The organism is Stenotrophomonas sp. YJH_SMC_48-3, from assembly GCF_059369375.1.
The window spans coordinates 426903-444663 of record NZ_JCAFSQ010000001.1; the positions used below are offsets into that span (position 1 = coordinate 426903).

Consider the following 17761-nt stretch of genomic DNA (forward strand, 5'->3'; position numbering starts at 1 on the left):
ACTACCGGATGGCGGTCACCCCGGCACCGGGCAGTTGCTGGCCTCCAGCACACCCTGCAACCGCTCGCGGTCCTTGCGCGCGCTGTCGCGGTTCTCGGGCGCGGCGAAGCGCTCCCGGCCGCGGGCATCGCGGAAGCGCTGCTGCCAGGCACCGCAGCGCTGCGCTTCGGGAAGCGCTTCGCACTGATCGCGCACCACTTCACAGCTGGCGGCATTCACCGGCGTCACTCCGCCAAGGCCCTGTACTGTCATCAGCTCGCAGCGACCTGGCGCAGCCTCGTACTCGTACAGGTAGCCGCCGCCCTGGCTGTCGGTGCACTGGAAGATAGGAGGAAGCGGCGGCTTCGGTGAACCGTCACTTCCAGCAGCACGGGCCTCGGCATCGCGACGCAGCGTCGCGCTGTCAAGGATCTGGTCGTCTCCTTCGTGTTCGACCATGCCTGCTTCCATGATCGTGCGTCCTTCGTCCGCGCGTCGTGCCTTCGCTGGGGCCGCAGGCGCAACACCCGGGTTGGCCGGCAGCGGCGCGGGTGTTTCCACCGGGGTGGGGGCAGGTTCAGCGGCCACAGGGGCAGCGGCGGCCGGCTGCGCGTTGCCCTTGCCGGGTATGCGCAGCACCTGCTGCTTGCTGCCAGTGGGGCACGGCGTGCGCTGCAGGGTAGGGATGTCACTGCTGCTGGAGGTACAGCGGTAGATCACGCCCTCTTCGGCCAATGCGCTTCCAGGCAGCAGCACCAGGAGCAGCCAGATCACTCGGTTCATGCGTACAGCGTACAGGCTGCGGCGGCTTGCTGCGGTCAGCGTTCGCAATCGCGCGACAGGCGCGCATCGATGCCGCGCTGTTCGTTGCTGAAGGCGGTGCGTTCACTCTGCAGCGCACTGTTGTACCGGCGATCCAGTTCCCAGCGGCGATCACGCAGTCGCGCACAGACTTCCTGCGGCGGCAACGCATGGCAGCTGTCGCGGACCAGCACGCTGCCGGCCGGAACCTGCACGCCCATGCCGATCGAGGGGGGACGATAACCCGCGCCTTCGCCGATCGGCGTGCCGGTGGCCGGGCGCGGTCCGGGGTAGGCCGGGCCGTGATGGGCGTGTGGCAGCCAGACACTGGTCCACAACGGCACCCAGCGCGGATTGCCTTCGTTGTTGTCGCTGGTATAGCGTCGGCCATCATCGCTCACGCATTCGTACATCGGCTGCGGCGGCTGGATGTAGACGTGGCGGACTTCGCGCTCGCGGATGACCGGGGTTTCGCCGGGCGGCGCAGGCGGGGCATCACTGCGCACCACCCGTGGAGCGGGATCGCGCGGGCGCTGCAGGTCGCGAACCTGCTGGCGGCCGCTGTTGCAGGGCGTGTCCTGCAGGGCCACGGCCCCGTTGCTGGAAACGCAGCGGTACACCCGCACGTCTTCGGCTGCGGACGCCGTCCACGGCAGCAGCAGGCACAGGCTGAAGGTGGCGCGCAGCAGGCTCATGGCGGCAGCGTGCGTGATTGTCCGCGGCAGTGCAATCGGCGGCTCAGGAGCGCAGCACGTTGCCGCTGAGCGCGTCGCGTATGGGGGTGGGTTGGGCCAGGCCACCGGTCTGTCCGTCAAGGATGCCGTCGAGCAGGCGCAGCAGGCGCGGATCCAGCTCTTCGCGGCTGCGCGCCGGTGGTTCGCCGGCCAGATTGGCGCTGGTGGAGACCAGCGGGCCGCCCCAGGCGCGGCAGAGTTCGGCCACCAGCGGGTGCGCGCTGATGCGCACCGCAATGCCGCTGTGTTCGCCGGTGACCCAGGGCTGCGCGCGCGGGCCAGCGGGCAGGATCCAGGTGTTGGCGCCGGGCCAGCTGGCCAGTACCGCGCGCTGGCGGGCGTCGGGCAGCGCCTGCAGGCGCACCCAGCCTTCCAGCTGCGCCAGCTCGGCCGCGACCAGGATCATGCCTTTCTCGATCGGTCGCTGCTTCAGCCGCAGCACCATGTGCACTGCCGCTTCCTGCGAGGGATCACAGCCCAGGCCCCAGACCGCTTCGGTCGGGTAGGCGATCACGCCGCCGGCGCGGAGCGTGGCGACAGCAGAGTCCAGGGTGAGTTCTTTCATGGCGGCGACCGGCCCGGCGTGGGCCTCCATTATCCCCCTGCTGCGTGCAGAAGGGGTGGTCGGCGCGGACGGTAGGTGCGGACCGCTGGTCCGCACACCTTGCCCCTCATCCACGCATGGCGTGGATCTACTTCTTCGCAGCGGCCTTCTTGACGGCTTTCTTCGCCGGGGCCTTCTTTGCGGCGGCCTTCTTCACCGCCTTCTTTGCCGGCGCCTTCTTGGCAGCAGCCTTCTTCGGCGCCGCTTCCTTCTTCACTGCCGCCTTCTTGGCCGGTGCCTTTTTCGCTGCCGCCTTCTTGGCGCCGAAGCCCTTGCGCACCGGCTTGCCGGTTTCTTCCATCAGCTGCTGCACTTCGGCCAAGGTCAGCGATGCCGGCTCGCGGTCCTTGGGGATCTTGCCGTTCATCTTGCCGTCGCTGATATACGGGCCGAAGCGGCCGTTCAGCACCTGGATGTCGCTGCCCTCGAATTCCTTGATGATCCGGTTGCGCGCGATCTCTTCCTTCTCTTCGATCAGGAACACGGCACGGGCCAGGTCGATGGTGTACGGGTCGTCTTCCTTCTTCAGCGAGGCGTAGGTGCTGCCACGCTTGGCGAACGGCCCGAAGCGGCCAATCCCGACGCTGACCGGCTCGCCCTTGTCCTCACCCAGCGCGCGCGGCATCAGGAACAGCTCCAGCGCGTCTTCCAGGGAGATGGTGTGCATCGACTGGCCAGGGCGCAGCGAGGCGAACTTCGGCTTCTCCTCGGCGTCCTCGGCGGTGCTGCCGATGGCGGCATACGGCCCGAAGCGGCCCAGACGCACGCTGACCGGCTTGCCTGTCTTCGGATCGGTGCCAAGCTCGCGCGCGCCACTGGCCTCGGCGCGGTCGACCGATTCCTTCTTGTCTTCCACCAGTTCCTTGAACGGCTCCCAGAAGCGAGCCATCAGCGGAATCCACTCTTCTTCGCCACGCGAAACGGCATCAAGCTCGTCTTCGAGCTTGGCCGTGAAGTCGTAGTCCACGTACTGGGTGAAGTGGCTGGACAGGAACTTGGACACCGCGCGGCCGACGTCGGACGGGCGGAAGCTGCGGCCTTCCATTTCCACGTACTTGCGGAACAGCAGGGTCTGGATGATCGAGGCGTAGGTCGAGGGACGACCGATGCCGTACTCTTCCAGCGCCTTCACCAGCGCCGCTTCGGTGTAGCGCGGCGGCGGCTGGGTGAAATGCTGTTCGGCCTGGATGCGTTCCAGCGGCACGCGGTCGCCCGGCTTCATCGCCGGCAGCTTGCGGCCTTCGTCCTCGTCCTCGGCGCTCTTGCTGTCCTTGCCTTCCTCGTATACGGCCAGGAAGCCGGGCACCACCACCGTGGTGCCGCTGGCACGGAACACGTGCTCGCTGCCGGCCGACAGGTCGACGCTGACGGTATTGAGCGTGGCCGGGATCATCTGGCAGGCGACGGCGCGCTTCCAGATCAGTTCGTACAGGCGGCGCTCGTCGTCGGTGAGGAAGCGTGCGACCTGGGCCGGGGTGCGCAGGGCCGAGGTCGGGCGCACCGCTTCGTGCGCTTCCTGGGCGTTCTTCGACTTGGTCTGGTAGGTGTTGGGCTTGTCCGGCAGCGAGGCGATGCCGTAGTCGCGGGCGATCACGTCGCGGATTTCCGCCAGCGCGTCCTGCGACAGGTTCACCGAGTCGGTACGCATGTACGAAATCAGGCCGACGGTGCCTTCGTCGCCGATGGCCACGCCCTCATACAGCTTCTGCGCAACCTGCATGGTCTTGCGGGTGGTGAAGCCGAGCTTGCGCGAGGCTTCCTGCTGCAGGGTCGAGGTGGTGAACGGTGGCGCGGGACGGCGCTTGCGCTCCTTGCTGGCCACGTCGGTGACATGCAACGAGCCCTGCGCGGCCTGCTGGATACGCAGGCGGGCGGCTTCGGCGGTGTCACCGTCGGTGATGGTGAACTGCTCGAACTTCTGCCCGTCCAGCTTGACCAGCTTGGCGTTGAAGTGCTGCGACGGGTGCGCGCATTCGGCCGCGATCGACCAGTATTCGCGGGCGACGAAGGCTTCGATCTCTTCCTCGCGCTCGACGATCATGCGCAGCGCCGGGCTCTGCACGCGGCCTGCGGACAGGCCGCGCTGGACCTTGCGCCACAGCACCGGCGACAGGTTGAAGCCGACCAGGTAGTCCAGCGCGCGGCGCGCCTGCTGGGCATCGACCAGGTCGCTGGCGATCGCGCGCGGCTGGCTGATCGCTTCCTTGATGGCGCGCGGGGTGATCTCGGTGAACACCACGCGCTGCATCGGCTTGTCCTTGACCAGCCCGCGTTCCTTCAGGATCTCGGCGATGTGCCAGCTGATCGCTTCACCTTCGCGATCCGGGTCGGTTGCCAGCAGGATGTCGTCGGCACCCTTGGCGGCCTTGGCGATCGCATCGACATGCTTTTCGTTCTTGTCGATCACGTCGTAGTGCATGGCGAACCCGTTGTCCGGGTCGACCGCGCCTTCCTTCGGGATTAGGTCACGCACATGCCCATACGAGGCCAGGACGGTGTAGTCCTTGCCGAGGTATTTGTTGATCGTCTTGGCCTTGGCTGGCGATTCGACGATGAGCAGGTGCTTGGGCATGTCGGGAGAGGTCTGTGGGCGGACCGGGAGAAGGGGCCGCTAGGGTGGAGCAAACGGCCGCATTAGTGAAGCGGCCACGGGCAAATCCATAAACTGAACGCCCGGTAATGTGCCGGGCGTTCAGGTTTCACCTTATTAGAGGAATCACGCCCGGCCGACCCGTGTCAAGCAGCCAGGCGTGAGGATGGCCGTTCACGAGGCCATCTTGGCGATGAAGCCTACCGCGAACACCAGCAGGGCCAGGCCGACCAGAGACAGCAGGCCGGTCAGCACGAGCACCAGTACGGTTACCGTGCCCAGCTCCCGGCGCTGCAGCTGCGGCTGGTCGGTGTAGGCCCAGCGGTCGACCACGAGGGTGTCGCAGACCATGTCGTGCAGGCCCTGCTTGCGTTCGGTGAAGGCGGCCATCAGGAAACCGATGCCGAGCGTGAAGCTGCTCAGCAGCATGGCCCAGTAGCGACCAAATGCGCGGGCCTTGGTCAGGCGTTCGCCGTTGCCGCGCACCACCTTGATACCGACTGCCATCTTGCCCAGCGTGGCGCCGCCCTGCGAGGCATGGAACCAGGTGTAGTAGGCCATGCCGATGCCGAGGTTGATCAGGGCACTGGCCAGCTGGGCAACGATCTCGATGGCCGATTCGCCGCTGCCCACCGCGCCCATGCTGGCGCCGAGTATCGCACCAAGAATGGCACCGATGATGCTGCCGGGGACGACCAGCACGAAGTAATCGATCATGTAGGCCGCCACACGCTTCCAGAAGCCTGCGTAGACCACTTCACCGCCAACCACCGGCTGCGCGTGGCCACCGCTGCTGGTGGCCGCTGGAGCGCTGTAAGGCGAGCTGCTGAGCGCGCCGGTGCCGGGCAGCGGTGCGGTGCCGCTGTCGATGGCGGCGTAGTCGCTGCGCAGGTCGAACCCGCCGCTGCTGCTGGCAGTGCTGGCATCGGCCAGCGTCTGCAGGCCGAGCTCGTCGACCATCTGCCGCAGCGCAGCCCACTGGGCCATGCCCTCCCGCCAGACCAGGGTGTCCAGGTTGAGCTGGCCGCGCTGGAAGCGCTGGCGGATCTCCTGGACCGGCAGCGGGCCCTGGCGTTGCTGTCCTTCGGCGTAGTACCACTCAGTCATTGCATGTTCCCTGTTGAATCATCCTTGGAGGTGCTGGCGTGCGCGCGGTTCAGCCGCGGCACGACGGCGGCAGGTACTTGTCGTTGCTCTCGCCGCTGCATTCCCAGCGGCCGCTGTCGCGATCGTATTCCAGCCACAGCAGATCGCCATCGAGGCTCTTGCCGGGCAGCGCCAGGGTGGCTTCGATGCCGCAGTGGCCGTTGTTGAAGCGACCGATGTTCACCGCTGACAGCCCTGCATGGGCGAAATCACCCGGGGCCGGGAAGCCGGCGTCGTTGCCACCCGGGCAGCGGCCTTCGTCATCGGCGAAATGCTGCACCTGGTCCTTCAGCGGCTGCAGTGCGGTCACTGCGCCGGCGACCTTGGCGCGAAGGGTGTAGTCGTTGTAGGCGGGCAGCGCGATGGCGGCCAGGATGGCCACGATCGGTACCAGCACCAGCAGCAGGCCGCCGCCGATGATGGCGGTCAGGGCGCAGCCGGACAGCTTCTTCTTCGGCGTCGGCAGGGCGCTGGCCGCTGCGCTGGTGGCGTAGGGCGTGGACGGTGGCAGCACCGGTGGCTGCGGCGGAGGCGGTGCTGCCGGCTCCGGTTCGGGTTCCACGGGCGGTGCAGCGGCGTCCAGCGCCGGCACGATCAGGCCGAGCTCGTCGACCACGGTGCGCAACGGCTGCCATTGCGGCAGGCCGTCGCGCCAGACCAGGGTGTCCAGGGAGATCTGGTTGTTGCGGAACAACTCGACCAACTGTTCCGCCGGCAGCGGGCCTTGCTGCCGGTTGCCTTCTGCATGGAACCACTCGCTCACGGGGACGCTCCTGAATGCGCTATGCCCCCAAGTGTACGGTCAGTGCAGGGGTTCTGGCTCGTCCATGAACATCTGCGTCTCCATCCAGGCATACGCCGCCTCGGAGCCGGGCTGGTTGAACAGCACCATCAGCACGACCCACTTCAGGTCGTCCAGGTCCAGTTCGTCCTGGTCCAGGGCCATTGCCCGGTCCAGCACCAGCTCGCGCTGGTCGGCATCGAGGATGCCGTGCTGTTCCAGGTACAGCAGGAACCCGCGGCATTCCACGTCCAGCTTGTCCAGCTCGGGGCCGTGGTACACGCGCACGGGGCCATCGACCCGAGCCTGGGCCACGCTCGGCCGCTGCGCGGCCAGGGCATCGAGCCAGTCGAACGCCTTGTTGATCTCGGTTGGGCTGAAACCGGCCTGGATCAGGCCGTTCTGGAGCGAATCGCGGTCACGGATCAGGTCCGCATCTTCGCTGAAATAGTGTTCAAACAGGTACAGCAGTACATCCAGGATGCTCTCTTTCATTGCCCCTCGGCCTGCGTCGCGCGACGCTGTGGAGGTGAAGAAACTAGGGAGTTCGACAGTAGCGGCCGTGTACGCACACCACGATTCCCGCCAGTTCCATGGCCAGCAGCATGGAGGACACCTGGGGCGCCGTCAATCCACAGCGTGTGATCAGTGAATCCATACTGCTTGGGTTGTGCTCCAGCGCCCGCCACAAGCACTGGTAGTCAGGGTCGTCGGCCCAGTGCGCCGGCAGGCGTGCAGGCGGTGCCTGTTCAGTGGGGGTGGCCAGCCGTGATTGCAAGCCCGGCAGCTGCTGGCGGAGGGCGGGGGCCAGCAGTTCGAGGACCTCCTCCGGGCGCTCGACCAGTGCGGCACCCTCGCGGATCAGCCTGTGGCAGCCCGCAGCGCGCGGATTGAGCACCGAGCCGGGCAGGGCGCAGACCTCGCGGCCGGCCTCGGCGGCCAGGCGTGCGGTGATCAGGGCACCCGAGCGTTGGGCGGCCTCGACCACCACCGTGGCCAGGGCCAGCCCGGCTACCAGCCGGTTGCGGGCAGGAAAGTGGCCGGGGCGTGCGGGCGTGCCGGGCAGGTACTCGCTGAGCACCACGCCTTCGGCGGCGATGCGCGCCTGCAGCCGGGCGTGGCTGTCCGGATAGGCGCGGTCCGGTCCGGTGCCGATCACCGCCACGGTGCAGCCCCCCGCGTCCAGCGTGGCCTGGTGGGCGGCGGCATCGATGCCCGCCGCCAGGCCGCTGGTCACCGCCAGCCCGGCGTCGACGAAGCAGCCGGCAAACCGGGCTGCCAGCGCGCGTCCGCCCGGCGTTGGCGAGCGGCTGCCGACCAGCGCAACCGATGGGCGCCAGGCCCGGCTGGGGTCGCCGGCGATGAACAGCGCAAGGGGGGGATTGGGGACATCCAGCAGGGGCGGGGGGAAGGTCGGATCGGTGAAGGCCAGCAGGTGCTGGTTGTCGTCTTCCAGCCAGCGCCGTGCCACGGCCAAGGCCCGGGCGTCGGGGCGGTCCAGTGCGGCGCACTGCTCTGGCGTGCAACCGTGCGCGCGCCAGTTCGCGGCACCCTGCGCGATCGCGATTTCCGCCCTGCCTGCGGCCTGCAGCAGGGCCCGCCGTGGTGCCAGCGCGCCGCCTGCCATCAACAGGCGCAGCAGCGCCTCGTCAGCTTGGTTGGTCATCCCCCCACTATCGAGCGCATGCAACAAAGGCGCCCTAGGGCGCCTTCGCATGTGGCTGTCAGACTTTGCCGGAGACCGCCCCTGTAGAGTCGACTGTCAGTCGACTACCGCGCGCAGCGCGGGCGCTTTCGGGGGGCGGTGAAGAGCAGTCGACTAACAGTCGACTCTACCGCGCATCCGGGTGCAGTGCGTTGTATCCCACGCGCACCGGCTTCACGCCCTGCATCACCAGTGCGTAGCTGACGTTGTCGAAGGTACGGAACACCATGGCGTGTGCGGCGTATTCGTCCGGCAGCGAGACGCGGCCGGCGCCGGTGCTGAGCGAATCATCCATGCGCGAGGAGTTCGGGTACTTCATGCGGTGCGCCACGTGGCGGCCCGGGCGCCACAGCGAGAACACGGTGCCGTTGTCCACGCCCTGCGCGCGGCCTGCGGAGATCGCGATCACGTCGCGCGGCCCACCAGCGGTGAACATGTCGGCAACGGCCAGCACGCGCACGTCGACGCCCTCGACACCGGCGGCCGGGACATGGGGGATGAACTGCAGGTCGTAGGGCCTGGCCTCGACCGGGACCAGGCGGTCGCCCGCACGTACCTCGCGGCCGCCCTCGTTCTTGTCCAGCACCAGGGTGGACACCTCGACCTTGCCGCCGGCGACGTGGGTGATGGTGCCGGTGGCGACCTGGGCCAGCTCATAGCCAAGCACGCCGCGGCGGTGGTTGGGGGCGTTGTAGGCCCGCCACAGGTTGCCGCTGCCCGGGGTGACGTCGCCGTTGGCGGTCAGGTCCTCGGTCGGCTTGGGCTGGGCGTAGCGCACGGTCGGGCGGACCACGGCCCAGCGCTGGCCCAGCTGGGCGTCGGCCAGGCGCACGTACACCGCGCTGCCGCTGGTGACGCGCAGGCGCTCTTCTTCCAGGCCGGCCACGTAGGGCAGCTGGTCGATGCTGTCGACCACGCTCAGCTGCTTCAGGAACGGCTCGACCTGGGCCAGCGGAATGGCATCGATCGGGGCTTCCTGGCGCGGGCCGGGCTTGGCAGCGACGGTCACCCGGTCCAGGTAGGCCAGGCTGAGCACGTCACCGGGATAGATCAGGTGCGGATTGGCGATCTGTGGATTGGCCTGCCAGATCTCCGGCCACAGCCAGGGCTTCTGCAGGAAACGTGCGGCGATATCCCACAACGTATCCCCTTTTCGGACCACATAGGTGTCCGGGTGCCCGCCATTCACTTCCACGGCGGTAGCATAGGCAGCCACGGTCAGCATCGCCGCGGCGACGACCGTACGAAAACGAAGCAACATAGGTGTGAAGCCCTGATTCCCCAACAGGTCCGCGCACTATAGTCCAGAAACCGGGGCGCAAGGCAAGCGTTGGAGCTAGAATCTGCGACGTATGCCGGCGTGCCGGCCCATTACCCGGAAACAGCCATGGCCCTTCTCCCCATTCTCGAGTTCCCCGATCCGCGCCTGCGTACCAAGGCCGCGTTGATCGACGCTGCTGAAGTCACCACGCCGGCCTTCCAGGAACTGATCGACAACATGTTCCAGACCATGTACGACGCGCCGGGCATCGGCCTGGCTGCCACCCAGGTGGACGTGCACAAGCGCTTCATGGTCATCGACGTCAGCGAAGAAAAGAATGAACCGCAGGTGTTCATCAACCCGGAGATCGTCGCCAAGGACGGGGGCCGGGTGTACCAGGAAGGCTGCCTGTCGGTTCCGGGCATCTTCGCTGACGTCACCCGTGCCGATACCATCACCGTGAAATACCTGGACCGCAACGGCCAGGAACAGCAGATGGAAGCCGGCGAAGTGCTGGCCACCTGCATCCAGCATGAGATGGATCACCTGGACGGCAAGCTGTTCATCGACTATCTGTCGCCGCTCAAGCGCGAGATGGTGCGCAAGAAGCTGGCCAAGCAGCGCAAGCACGTGGCGTGATCGCCAATCCGGGCCACCCTTCGGGTGGCCCGCGCCTGCGCGGCAAGCGCGGGCTGTACGGCGCCGGCCGACGGCGCCGTTTTCTTTCCTGCACGAATCCATCCTGCAAGTGGGGTAGCCATGAGGATTGTCTTTGCCGGTACGCCGGAATTCGCGGTGTCATCGCTGCGCGCGGCTGCGCGCCATCATGAGGTCGTGGCCGTCTACACCCAGCCTGATCGTCCGGCCGGCCGTGGCCGTGGCCTGGCGCCGTCGCCGGTCAAGCTGGAAGCCGTGGCCCGTGGCATTCCGGTCTACCAGCCGGAGTCGCTGAAGGACGCGGCCGCCCAGCAGCAGCTGCGCGACCTGCAGCCGGATCTGATGGTGGTAGTGGCCTATGGCCTGATCCTGCCCAAGGCGGTGCTGGCCATTCCGACCCATGGCTGCTGGAACGTGCATGCCTCGCTGCTGCCGCGCTGGCGCGGTGCCGCGCCGATCCAGCGTGCGATCCAGGCCGGCGATGCGAAGACCGGCGTCTGCCTCATGCAGATGGAGGCCGGCCTGGACACCGGCCCGGTGCTGCTGCACCAGGAACTGCCGATCGCGGCCACCGATACCGGCGGCCAGCTGCATGACAAGCTGGCCGAGCTTGGTGCCCAGGTGTTGTCCGATGGCCTGGGCCTGCTGCGCGCGGGCATCAAGCCGATCGCGCGGCCGCAGCCGGAACAGGGCGTGACGTATGCGCACAAGCTGGACAAGGCCGAAGCCAGGCTGGACTGGGCGCAGGACGCCGGCGCGCTGGCGCGTACCGTGCGCGCGTTCAATCCGTGGCCGATCGCCGAGGCAACGCTGGCCGGCGAACGCGTGCGCATCCATGGCGCGGTGGCACTGGAGGCAGACCACGGCCAGGCGCCGGGCACGGTGCTGGCCGCCGGCCGTGATGGCATCGACATCGCCTGTGGCCAGGGCGCACTGCGCCTGCGTGTACTGCAGCGGGAAGGTGGCAAGGCGATTACTGCGGCCGACTACCTCAACGCCCGCCGCGATCTGCGCGTGGGAGCATAAGCGGTGTCGAAGCAGAACGATTTCTCCGTCGCCAAGGCGGCGCCGGGAGCGGCCACGCGCATGCTGGCCGCACGCGTGCTGGCACAGGTGTTCACCCGTGGCCGGTCGCTGAAGGCCGAACTGGCCTGGGCGCTGCCGAAGCTGGCCGACAGCCGCGACCGCGCGCTGCTGGAAGCGCTGTGCTTCGCCGTCCTGCGCCGCCGCAGTACCTATGACGCGGCGCTGCAGTCGTGGATGCAGAAGCCGCTGTCGGCGCGTGATGCCGACCTGCGCACGCTGCTGATGGTCGGGTTCGCCCAACTGGACGTGCTGGCGTTGCCGGCGCACGCGGCGTTGTCGGCCACGGTCGATGCCGCGCGTGCCCTGGGTCGTGAGCGCCAGGCGGGCCTGGTCAATGCGATCCTGCGCCGCGCGCAGCGCGAAGGTTTCCCGGAACAGCCTGCGCGCGATGCCTTCCCGGCGTGGCTGGCCGATGCCGTCGAGCGCGACTGGCCGGCCCAGGCCGAGGCGATCTTTGCCGCCAGCCTGCAGCCGGCGCCGTTGTGGTTGCGCGCCAACCGCCAGCAGGGCGGCCGCGACAAGGCACTGGCGACGCTGGCCGAAGCTGGCATTACCGCGCAAGCCAGTCCGCTCAGCGCCGACGCGTTGCGCCTGGCCTCGCCGGTTGCCGTGAATCAGCTGCCCGGCTTCGCCGAAGGCGCCATCTCGGTGCAGGACCTGTCGGCGCAGTGTGCGGCCGACGCGCTGGCCCCGGCGGCCGGTGCCCGCGTGCTGGACGCCTGTGCGGCCCCCGGTGGCAAGTCGGCGCACCTGCTGGAGCGCGACCCCGGCCTGCGCCTGCTGGCGCTGGATATCGACGCGCGCCGCCTGGCCCGTGCACGTGACACCTACGTTCGCACTGGCGTGGGCGAGCATGCGCAGACCCTGGCTGCCGATGCCAGTGATCCGGGTGCCTGGTGGGATGGCGTGCCGTTCGACGCGATCCTGCTCGATGCCCCGTGCTCGGCCACCGGCGTGATCCGGCGGCAGCCGGATGTGATGTTCCACCGACGTGCCGAGGATATCGATGCGCTGGTCGGTGTGCAGGCCCGCCTGCTGGAGGCCTGCTGGTCGATGCTGCGTCCGGGCGGCGTGCTGCTGTATGCCACCTGCTCGATCCTGCGTGCGGAGAACATCGACCAGGTGCGGGCGTTCCTGAAATGGCACCCGGACGCGGTGGCAGAGCCGCTGGATGACCGATTCGGCCTGGACTGCGAGGGAATCGCGCGCCAGCGACTGCCGGGTGACAGCGATGCTGACGGATTCTTTTACGCGCGTCTGCTAAAAACAGCCTGACCCCCGCTGACGTTCCGAGTCCCATGCTGAATTCCCGCGCGTCGCGCGAGACGTGGTTGTTCGTGGCGATGGCCCTGCTGCTGCTGGGGGCCGGGCTGGGCCTTCGTGATCCGTGGCCATCGGACGAGCCGCGCTTTGCGCTGGTGGCCAAGCAGATGGTCGACAGCGGCCACTGGCTGTTCCCGCACCGCGGTACCGAGTTGTATTCGGACAAGCCGCCGATGCTGATGTGGTGGCAGGCTACGCTGTACGGCTTGGTCGGGCAGTGGCGCGTGGCCTTCCTGCTGCCGTCGCTGCTGGCGGCACTGGGTACGCTGTGGTGCGTGGTCGACCTCGGGCGGCGGCTGTGGACACGGCGGGTGGGGCTTTACGCCGGCTGGGCGCTGCTGTTCGCGCTGCAGTTCACGTTCCAGGCGAAGAAGGCGCAGATCGATCCACTGCTGCTGCTGTTCATCACCCTGGCCAACTACGGCCTGCTGCGCCACCTGTTGCTGGGACCAGGCTGGCGCTGGTGGTGGCTGGGCTGGTTCTTCGCTGGCATCGGCGTGATCACCAAGGGCGTGGGCATGCTGGCGCTGCTGATGATCGTGCCGGCGGTGACCGCTGCGGTACTGCAATGGCCACGGGTGGCACTGCACGCGCGCGATGCCCGCTTCTGGCTGGCGCCGCTGGCCTTCCTGCTGGCGGTGTCGTTGTGGCTGGCGCCGATGCTGCTGGCCGGTTTTGCCACCGGTTCGGACGAATACCGCGCGTACATGGACGACATCCTGTTCCAGCAGACGGCGCGTCGCTATACGCACTCGTGGGACCACCACCAGCCCTGGTGGTACTTCCTGGCGATCATGCCGTCGATGTGGATCCCCGCGTTCCTGCTGCTGCCGTGGGCGCTTCCGGCTTGGTTGCGGCGGCTGCGCCGGCGCGATCCGCGCTATCTGCTGCCGCTGTCCTGGTGGTTGATGGTGGTGCTGTTCTTCTCGATCCCCGACGGCAAGCGCGATGTCTACATCCTGCCGGCGCTGCCGATGTTCTGCCTGGCGCTGGCGCCGTTGCTGCCGGGGCTGCTGAAGCGGCGCGATGTGCAGGCCGTGGTGGGAGTGTTCACCGGCCTGCTGTCACTGGGCCTGGTCCTGGCTGGCGCGATGGCGGTGCTGGGCGACCCGGCCTTCGAGCTGCGCCTGACCCACAGCCGCGGACTGGCGCCCGGCGCCGTCGACGCGCTGGCCTGGACGATCCTGGCGATGGGCGTGTGGGGCGCATTGAGCCTGCTGGCCTGCGGTCGTCGCCGGCATCTGGCGCTGGTGTCGACCCTGGCGATGGTCTGGGTGCTGTACAGCCTGGTCGGCTACCCGCTGCTGAACGATTCCAGTTCCGCCCGCGGCCTGATGCGCACGGTTGGTACACGGCTGGGCCCGGATGCCGAGCTTGGGCTGGTGGCCTGGAAGGAGCAGCATCTGCTGCTGGCCGACCGCCCCGCAGCGACCTTCGGTTTCGAGTCGGACTGGGACGAGCAGCTGATTGCGGCCACGCGCTGGCAGCGGCTTGCGCCCGAACGCCGTTGGTTGCTGGTCCACGAGTACGCAATGCTGTCGTGCGTCGACCGCAGCCGCTCTGAACTGGCCGGCGTAGCCAACCGGCGGCGCTGGTGGCTGGTGCCGGCGACGGCGGTGAAGGTGCCCTGCGTGGTCACCGCAGAGGAGCGGGAACGTGAACGGCGTCTGCAGGAACATGACTAGTCCCCCCCTTCCTGCTTGTCCAGTCTGCCCAAGCGGGGTCAAAGGCAGTAAAACAGCAGGCCGGGATGGCCTGCACCGCCCCTTCCCGTTCTTTCCAGCCGATTGCAGCGATACTTCCCGACGTGCCAGCTTCACCGGACAACCTGAACCTCATGGCCGGCGATCCGCTGGGCGTTCCCGCCGGCGGACGTCAGCGGGTGGCGCATGGGCTGGCCCAACTGGGCCTGTTCTGCCTGCCGGCACTGGTGCTGACCGTGCCCATCAACCTGTTGCCGTATGGCCTGCTGCTGCTGCTGAGCACGCTGCTGGCGCCGGAGCTGCTGTGGCGCGCGCGCGGGATGGCCGGCCAGCCGGTGAAAGTGCTGGCCTGGCTGATGCTGGCGGTGCTGGCGCTCGGCCTAATGTCGGTAGTGTTGTTCGAGCAGGGCCTGCGTGACGTCGACAACCGGTCGCGGTTCGTGGTGATCCCGTGGATCGCGCTGTGGGTCTGCGCGCTGCGTCCCGACGTGCGGTGGCTCTGGTACGGATCATTGACCGGCCTGCTCGCCGCCTTCGCGATGTCACTGTGGCAGGTGCTGGGTGGCGCCCCGCGCGCAGAGTTGTTCACCAACGCCATCGTGCTGGCCGACATCGTGATGGTTTTGATGGTGCTGCTGGTGTTCTGTCGCCCGTCGCGGCGCTGGTCGCTGGTGATCCTCGGCATGGCGGCCGGCTGCGGCACCATCGTGCTGACCGGCAGCCGCGGTGTGTTCGCCGCCTTGCTGGCGCTGCTGGTGGTGCTGACGTTGAGCCTGCGCTGGCGCACTGGCGCGGCGCGCCTGTCGGTGCTGGCAGGCATGCTGGCGATCGGTGCGACCCTGCTGCTGTCGGTACCGGAACTGCGCCACCAGGTCCGCCTGAGCGAGCTGCACAGTGACGTGCAGCGGATGGAGTTGGGCGACAGTGATTCTTCCGCCGGTGCCCGCGTGGAACGCCTGCAGGTGGCCTGGGAGACCTTCCTCGACCACCCGCTGGTGGGTGTTGGCATCGGTCATTTCGACAGCGCGATGCTGCGCGTGCCGGTCTGCCGTGAGAACCCGGAAGAGTTGCGTTGCCACCTGGGGCATGCGCACAACGATGTTGCCGAATGGGCAGCGACCCAGGGCGTACCGGGCCTGCTGCTGTTGCTGGCGGTGTATGGCATCCCGCTCTGGTTGTTCGTGCGCCTGCATCGCCGCAGCGGACGGTCGACCTTCCGGGGGCCGGCCGCAGCCGGCATCATGCTGGTGATCACCTACGCACTGTGCGGCCTGACCCAGTCGATGTTCGCGCACCAGATGACAGCCAGTTTCTACGTGACCCTGGTCGGCCTGCTGACCGGCCTGTCGATCGTCGAGGGCGCGCGCCACCGGGCAATCACCGGGGCGTGATCCAGCGGCGCCCCGGACAGGGCCGGGCGATCAGGGGTTCGGCGGGTCAGCCACGGCCTGGCCGTTGCCCAGCATCCACAGCATGATGGTTTTCTGCCGCACGTAGTTGGCGCGTACGTAGGCATAGACCAGTCCATGCCAGCCGTCGCGGAAGCCGCCACGGAACAGGAAGCCGCGCCAGAACCGCCAGGCCGGCGCCAGCACCAGCTTGCCCAGCGTGGCCCGCTTGCCGCGTGCGAACTCGTGCTCGGCCATCATCCGCGCGTATTTCTCGGTCTTGGCCAGCTGCTGCTGCAATGAGCGGTACGGATAGTGGACCAGGTCGCCACGCAGGGTACCGACGCTGCCGTCGACGCTGGCAGCCTCGTGGATCTCGCGCTTGCCGCGCCAGCCGCCCTGGCGGCGGTCGAACAGGCGCAACACTCGGTCCGGGTAGGCGTTGCCATGGCGCAGGAACCTGCCGAAATACTCCGACAGGCGGGCGAAACGGTAGCCGGCATGGCCGCTGAAGCCACTGTCGCGGGCCTGTTCGATGGCCGCGCGCAGTTCCGGACTGATCCGTTCGTCGGCATCCAGGCACAGTACCCAGTCGTGGCGGGCCTGCTCGACGCAGAATGCCTTCTGGCTGCGGAAACCGTCGAACCGGCGCTGCAGAACACGGGCGCCGGCAGCTTCGGCGATGGCGACGGTGGCATCGGTGGAGTACGAGTCCACCACCACGATCTCATCGCAGAACGCCAGCGAGGCCAGGCAGTCGCCGATGCGCCCGGCCTCGTTGAACGCGATAATGCACGCCGAGATGCGAGGCCGTTCGATGGGAGCGGTCGTGGAGGACATGATGGCCGGGTACCTGTTGTTTGCGACGGAGCGCTATGCGCTGCCTATTCTCGCCCCGTTGGCGCAGGCCTTGCACGCATCCGGGCAGGAGGTAGCGGCCTGGTTCGAGGACGGCGCGGCCGGCAGCAGCCTGCCGGGGGTGCCCAACGTGGGCCTGAAGCAGGCCCTGGCCCTGCGTCCGCGGGCGGTGTTCAGCGCGGCCAACTGGGTGCCGACGTTCCTTTCGGGCGCCAAGGTGCAGCTGTTCCATGGCTTCAACGTGGAGAAGCGGGACAGCGCGCGCGGCCACTTCCGGGTGCGCGGCATGTTCGACCTGTACTGCACGCAGGGGCCGGCCACCACCGCGCCGTTTCGTGAGATCGCGGCCCTGCAGGGCCACTTCGCGGTGGCCGAGACGGGCTGGCCGAAGCTGGATCCGCTGTTCCGCGACGATGGTGGCGAGAGCGCCGCGCTGCGCGCCGCCGCTGGAGGACGCCCGGTGATCCTGTTCGGTTCGACCTTCACCGAGCGCCTGAGCGCAGCGCCGCACCTGCACCCGCAGATCGCCGCCGATATCGCCGCCGGTGACCATTACTGGCTTCTCACCCTGCACCCGAAGTGCCCGCAGGACCTGTTCGAACGCTACCGCGCGCTGGCCGGTGCCAATGCCCGCTTCATCGAGCCGGAGCAGGTGATGGCCGCGCAGCGCGCCGCTGACGTGCTGGTGTCGGATACCTCGTCGATCGTTTCGGAGTTCATCGTGCAGCACAAGCCGGTGGTGACCTTCCGCAACCGCGTGCCCAAGCCACACATGATCGACTTCAATGATCCTGCGCAGCTGGAGGCGATGCTGACGCGTGCGCTGCACCCGGACGCGGCGCTGCAGGCGGAGATCGTGCGCTATGCCGATGCCATCCATCCGTACCGCGACGGCCTGTCCAGCGAGCGGGTAATCGCGGCCACCGAGGATTTCCTGTCCGGTGAAATGGGCGCGCTGCGGCGCAAGCCGTTCGGCAGCTGGATGCGTGATCTGCAGATCCGCAGGGACCTGGGCTATTGGGGCCCGTCGCAGCGGTAAGCCGAGCATTGGCTCGGCTCTAGAGTAGATCCATGCCGTGCGTGGATGCGCGCCCCCGCTCGCGGTAATGCCGGCCGCTGGCCGGCAAGCTCGGGGATGTCTGCGG

General features: G+C 68.1%; 16 protein-coding genes. 6 read left to right on the plus strand and 10 right to left on the minus strand.

What is annotated here, in order from left to right:
* Positions 1-15: 15 nt before the first annotated feature.
* The 9 genes from AC5P65_RS01970 to AC5P65_RS02010 all read right to left on the minus strand — a co-directional run bounded on the left by AC5P65_RS01970 (position 16) and on the right by AC5P65_RS02010 (position 9601).
* On the minus strand, positions 16-762 hold the full coding sequence (locus AC5P65_RS01970) for a hypothetical protein (RefSeq protein WP_111097652.1): 747 nt from the start codon (positions 760-762) through the stop codon (positions 16-18).
* A gap of 35 nt (positions 763-797) precedes the next feature.
* On the minus strand, positions 798-1475 hold the full coding sequence (locus AC5P65_RS01975; protein WP_111097653.1) for a DUF4124 domain-containing protein: 678 nt from the start codon (positions 1473-1475) through the stop codon (positions 798-800).
* A 43-nt stretch (positions 1476-1518) separates the two neighbouring features.
* Complete coding sequence (tsaC, locus tag AC5P65_RS01980; RefSeq protein ID WP_019660786.1) at positions 1519-2109, minus strand: L-threonylcarbamoyladenylate synthase type 1 TsaC; 591 nt, start codon at positions 2107-2109, stop codon at positions 1519-1521.
* A gap of 97 nt (positions 2110-2206) precedes the next feature.
* On the minus strand, positions 2207-4690 hold the full coding sequence (locus AC5P65_RS01985; RefSeq protein ID WP_111097654.1) for a DNA topoisomerase I: 2484 nt from the start codon (positions 4688-4690) through the stop codon (positions 2207-2209).
* 192 nt (positions 4691-4882) lie between these two features.
* Positions 4883-5815, minus strand: coding sequence for an RDD family protein (locus AC5P65_RS01990; protein ID WP_019660784.1), 933 nt, complete (start codon positions 5813-5815; stop codon positions 4883-4885).
* 49 nt (positions 5816-5864) lie between these two features.
* Positions 5865-6617, minus strand: coding sequence for a pilin (locus AC5P65_RS01995; RefSeq protein WP_021203235.1), 753 nt, complete (start codon positions 6615-6617; stop codon positions 5865-5867).
* 39 nt (positions 6618-6656) lie between these two features.
* Positions 6657-7130 (minus strand): DUF494 family protein, encoded by a 474-nt coding sequence (locus AC5P65_RS02000; RefSeq protein WP_005411195.1) that lies wholly within the window; start codon positions 7128-7130, stop codon positions 6657-6659.
* 43 nt (positions 7131-7173) lie between these two features.
* Positions 7174-8301 carry a DNA-processing protein DprA gene (dprA, locus tag AC5P65_RS02005; RefSeq protein ID WP_134735064.1) on the minus strand — a complete coding sequence of 376 codons (1128 nt, stop codon included), beginning with the start codon at positions 8299-8301 and terminating at the stop codon, positions 7174-7176.
* Positions 8302-8467: 166 nt separating this feature from the next.
* The gene (locus AC5P65_RS02010) at positions 8468-9601 is read right to left on the minus strand and encodes a LysM peptidoglycan-binding domain-containing protein (protein WP_111101734.1); all 1134 of its coding nucleotides are present in this window, start codon (positions 9599-9601) and stop codon (positions 8468-8470) included.
* A 126-nt stretch (positions 9602-9727) separates the two neighbouring features.
* Between AC5P65_RS02010 and def the strand changes: the two genes are divergently transcribed.
* From def to AC5P65_RS02035, 5 genes are all read left to right on the plus strand, one after another.
* Positions 9728-10240: a peptide deformylase gene (def, locus tag AC5P65_RS02015; protein ID WP_111101735.1), complete on the plus strand. Its 513-nt coding sequence runs from the start codon at positions 9728-9730 to the stop codon at positions 10238-10240.
* A gap of 120 nt (positions 10241-10360) precedes the next feature.
* Positions 10361-11284, plus strand: coding sequence for a methionyl-tRNA formyltransferase (gene fmt / locus AC5P65_RS02020; RefSeq protein ID WP_111113035.1), 924 nt, complete (start codon positions 10361-10363; stop codon positions 11282-11284).
* A gap of 3 nt (positions 11285-11287) precedes the next feature.
* A complete protein-coding gene (rsmB, locus tag AC5P65_RS02025; RefSeq protein ID WP_021203239.1) occupies positions 11288-12619 on the plus strand; it encodes a 16S rRNA (cytosine(967)-C(5))-methyltransferase RsmB in 1332 nt (443 codons plus the stop codon).
* 23 nt (positions 12620-12642) lie between these two features.
* Positions 12643-14352, plus strand: coding sequence for an ArnT family glycosyltransferase (locus AC5P65_RS02030; RefSeq protein WP_111098729.1), 1710 nt, complete (start codon positions 12643-12645; stop codon positions 14350-14352).
* 152 nt (positions 14353-14504) lie between these two features.
* Positions 14505-15761, plus strand: a complete 1257-nt coding sequence (locus tag AC5P65_RS02035) for an O-antigen ligase family protein (RefSeq protein ID WP_021203240.1) — start codon at positions 14505-14507, stop codon at positions 15759-15761.
* 30 nt (positions 15762-15791) lie between these two features.
* Here AC5P65_RS02035 and AC5P65_RS02040 read toward each other — a convergent pair whose 3' ends face one another.
* Positions 15792-16598, minus strand: coding sequence for a glycosyltransferase family 2 protein (locus AC5P65_RS02040; protein ID WP_021203241.1), 807 nt, complete (start codon positions 16596-16598; stop codon positions 15792-15794).
* Here AC5P65_RS02040 and AC5P65_RS02045 point away from each other — a divergent pair.
* The gene (locus tag AC5P65_RS02045) at positions 16597-17655 is read left to right on the plus strand and encodes a CDP-glycerol glycerophosphotransferase family protein (protein ID WP_111098728.1); all 1059 of its coding nucleotides are present in this window, start codon (positions 16597-16599) and stop codon (positions 17653-17655) included. The two genes, AC5P65_RS02040 and AC5P65_RS02045, sit on opposite strands and share 2 nt — an antisense overlap.
* Positions 17656-17761 lie beyond the last annotated feature (106 nt).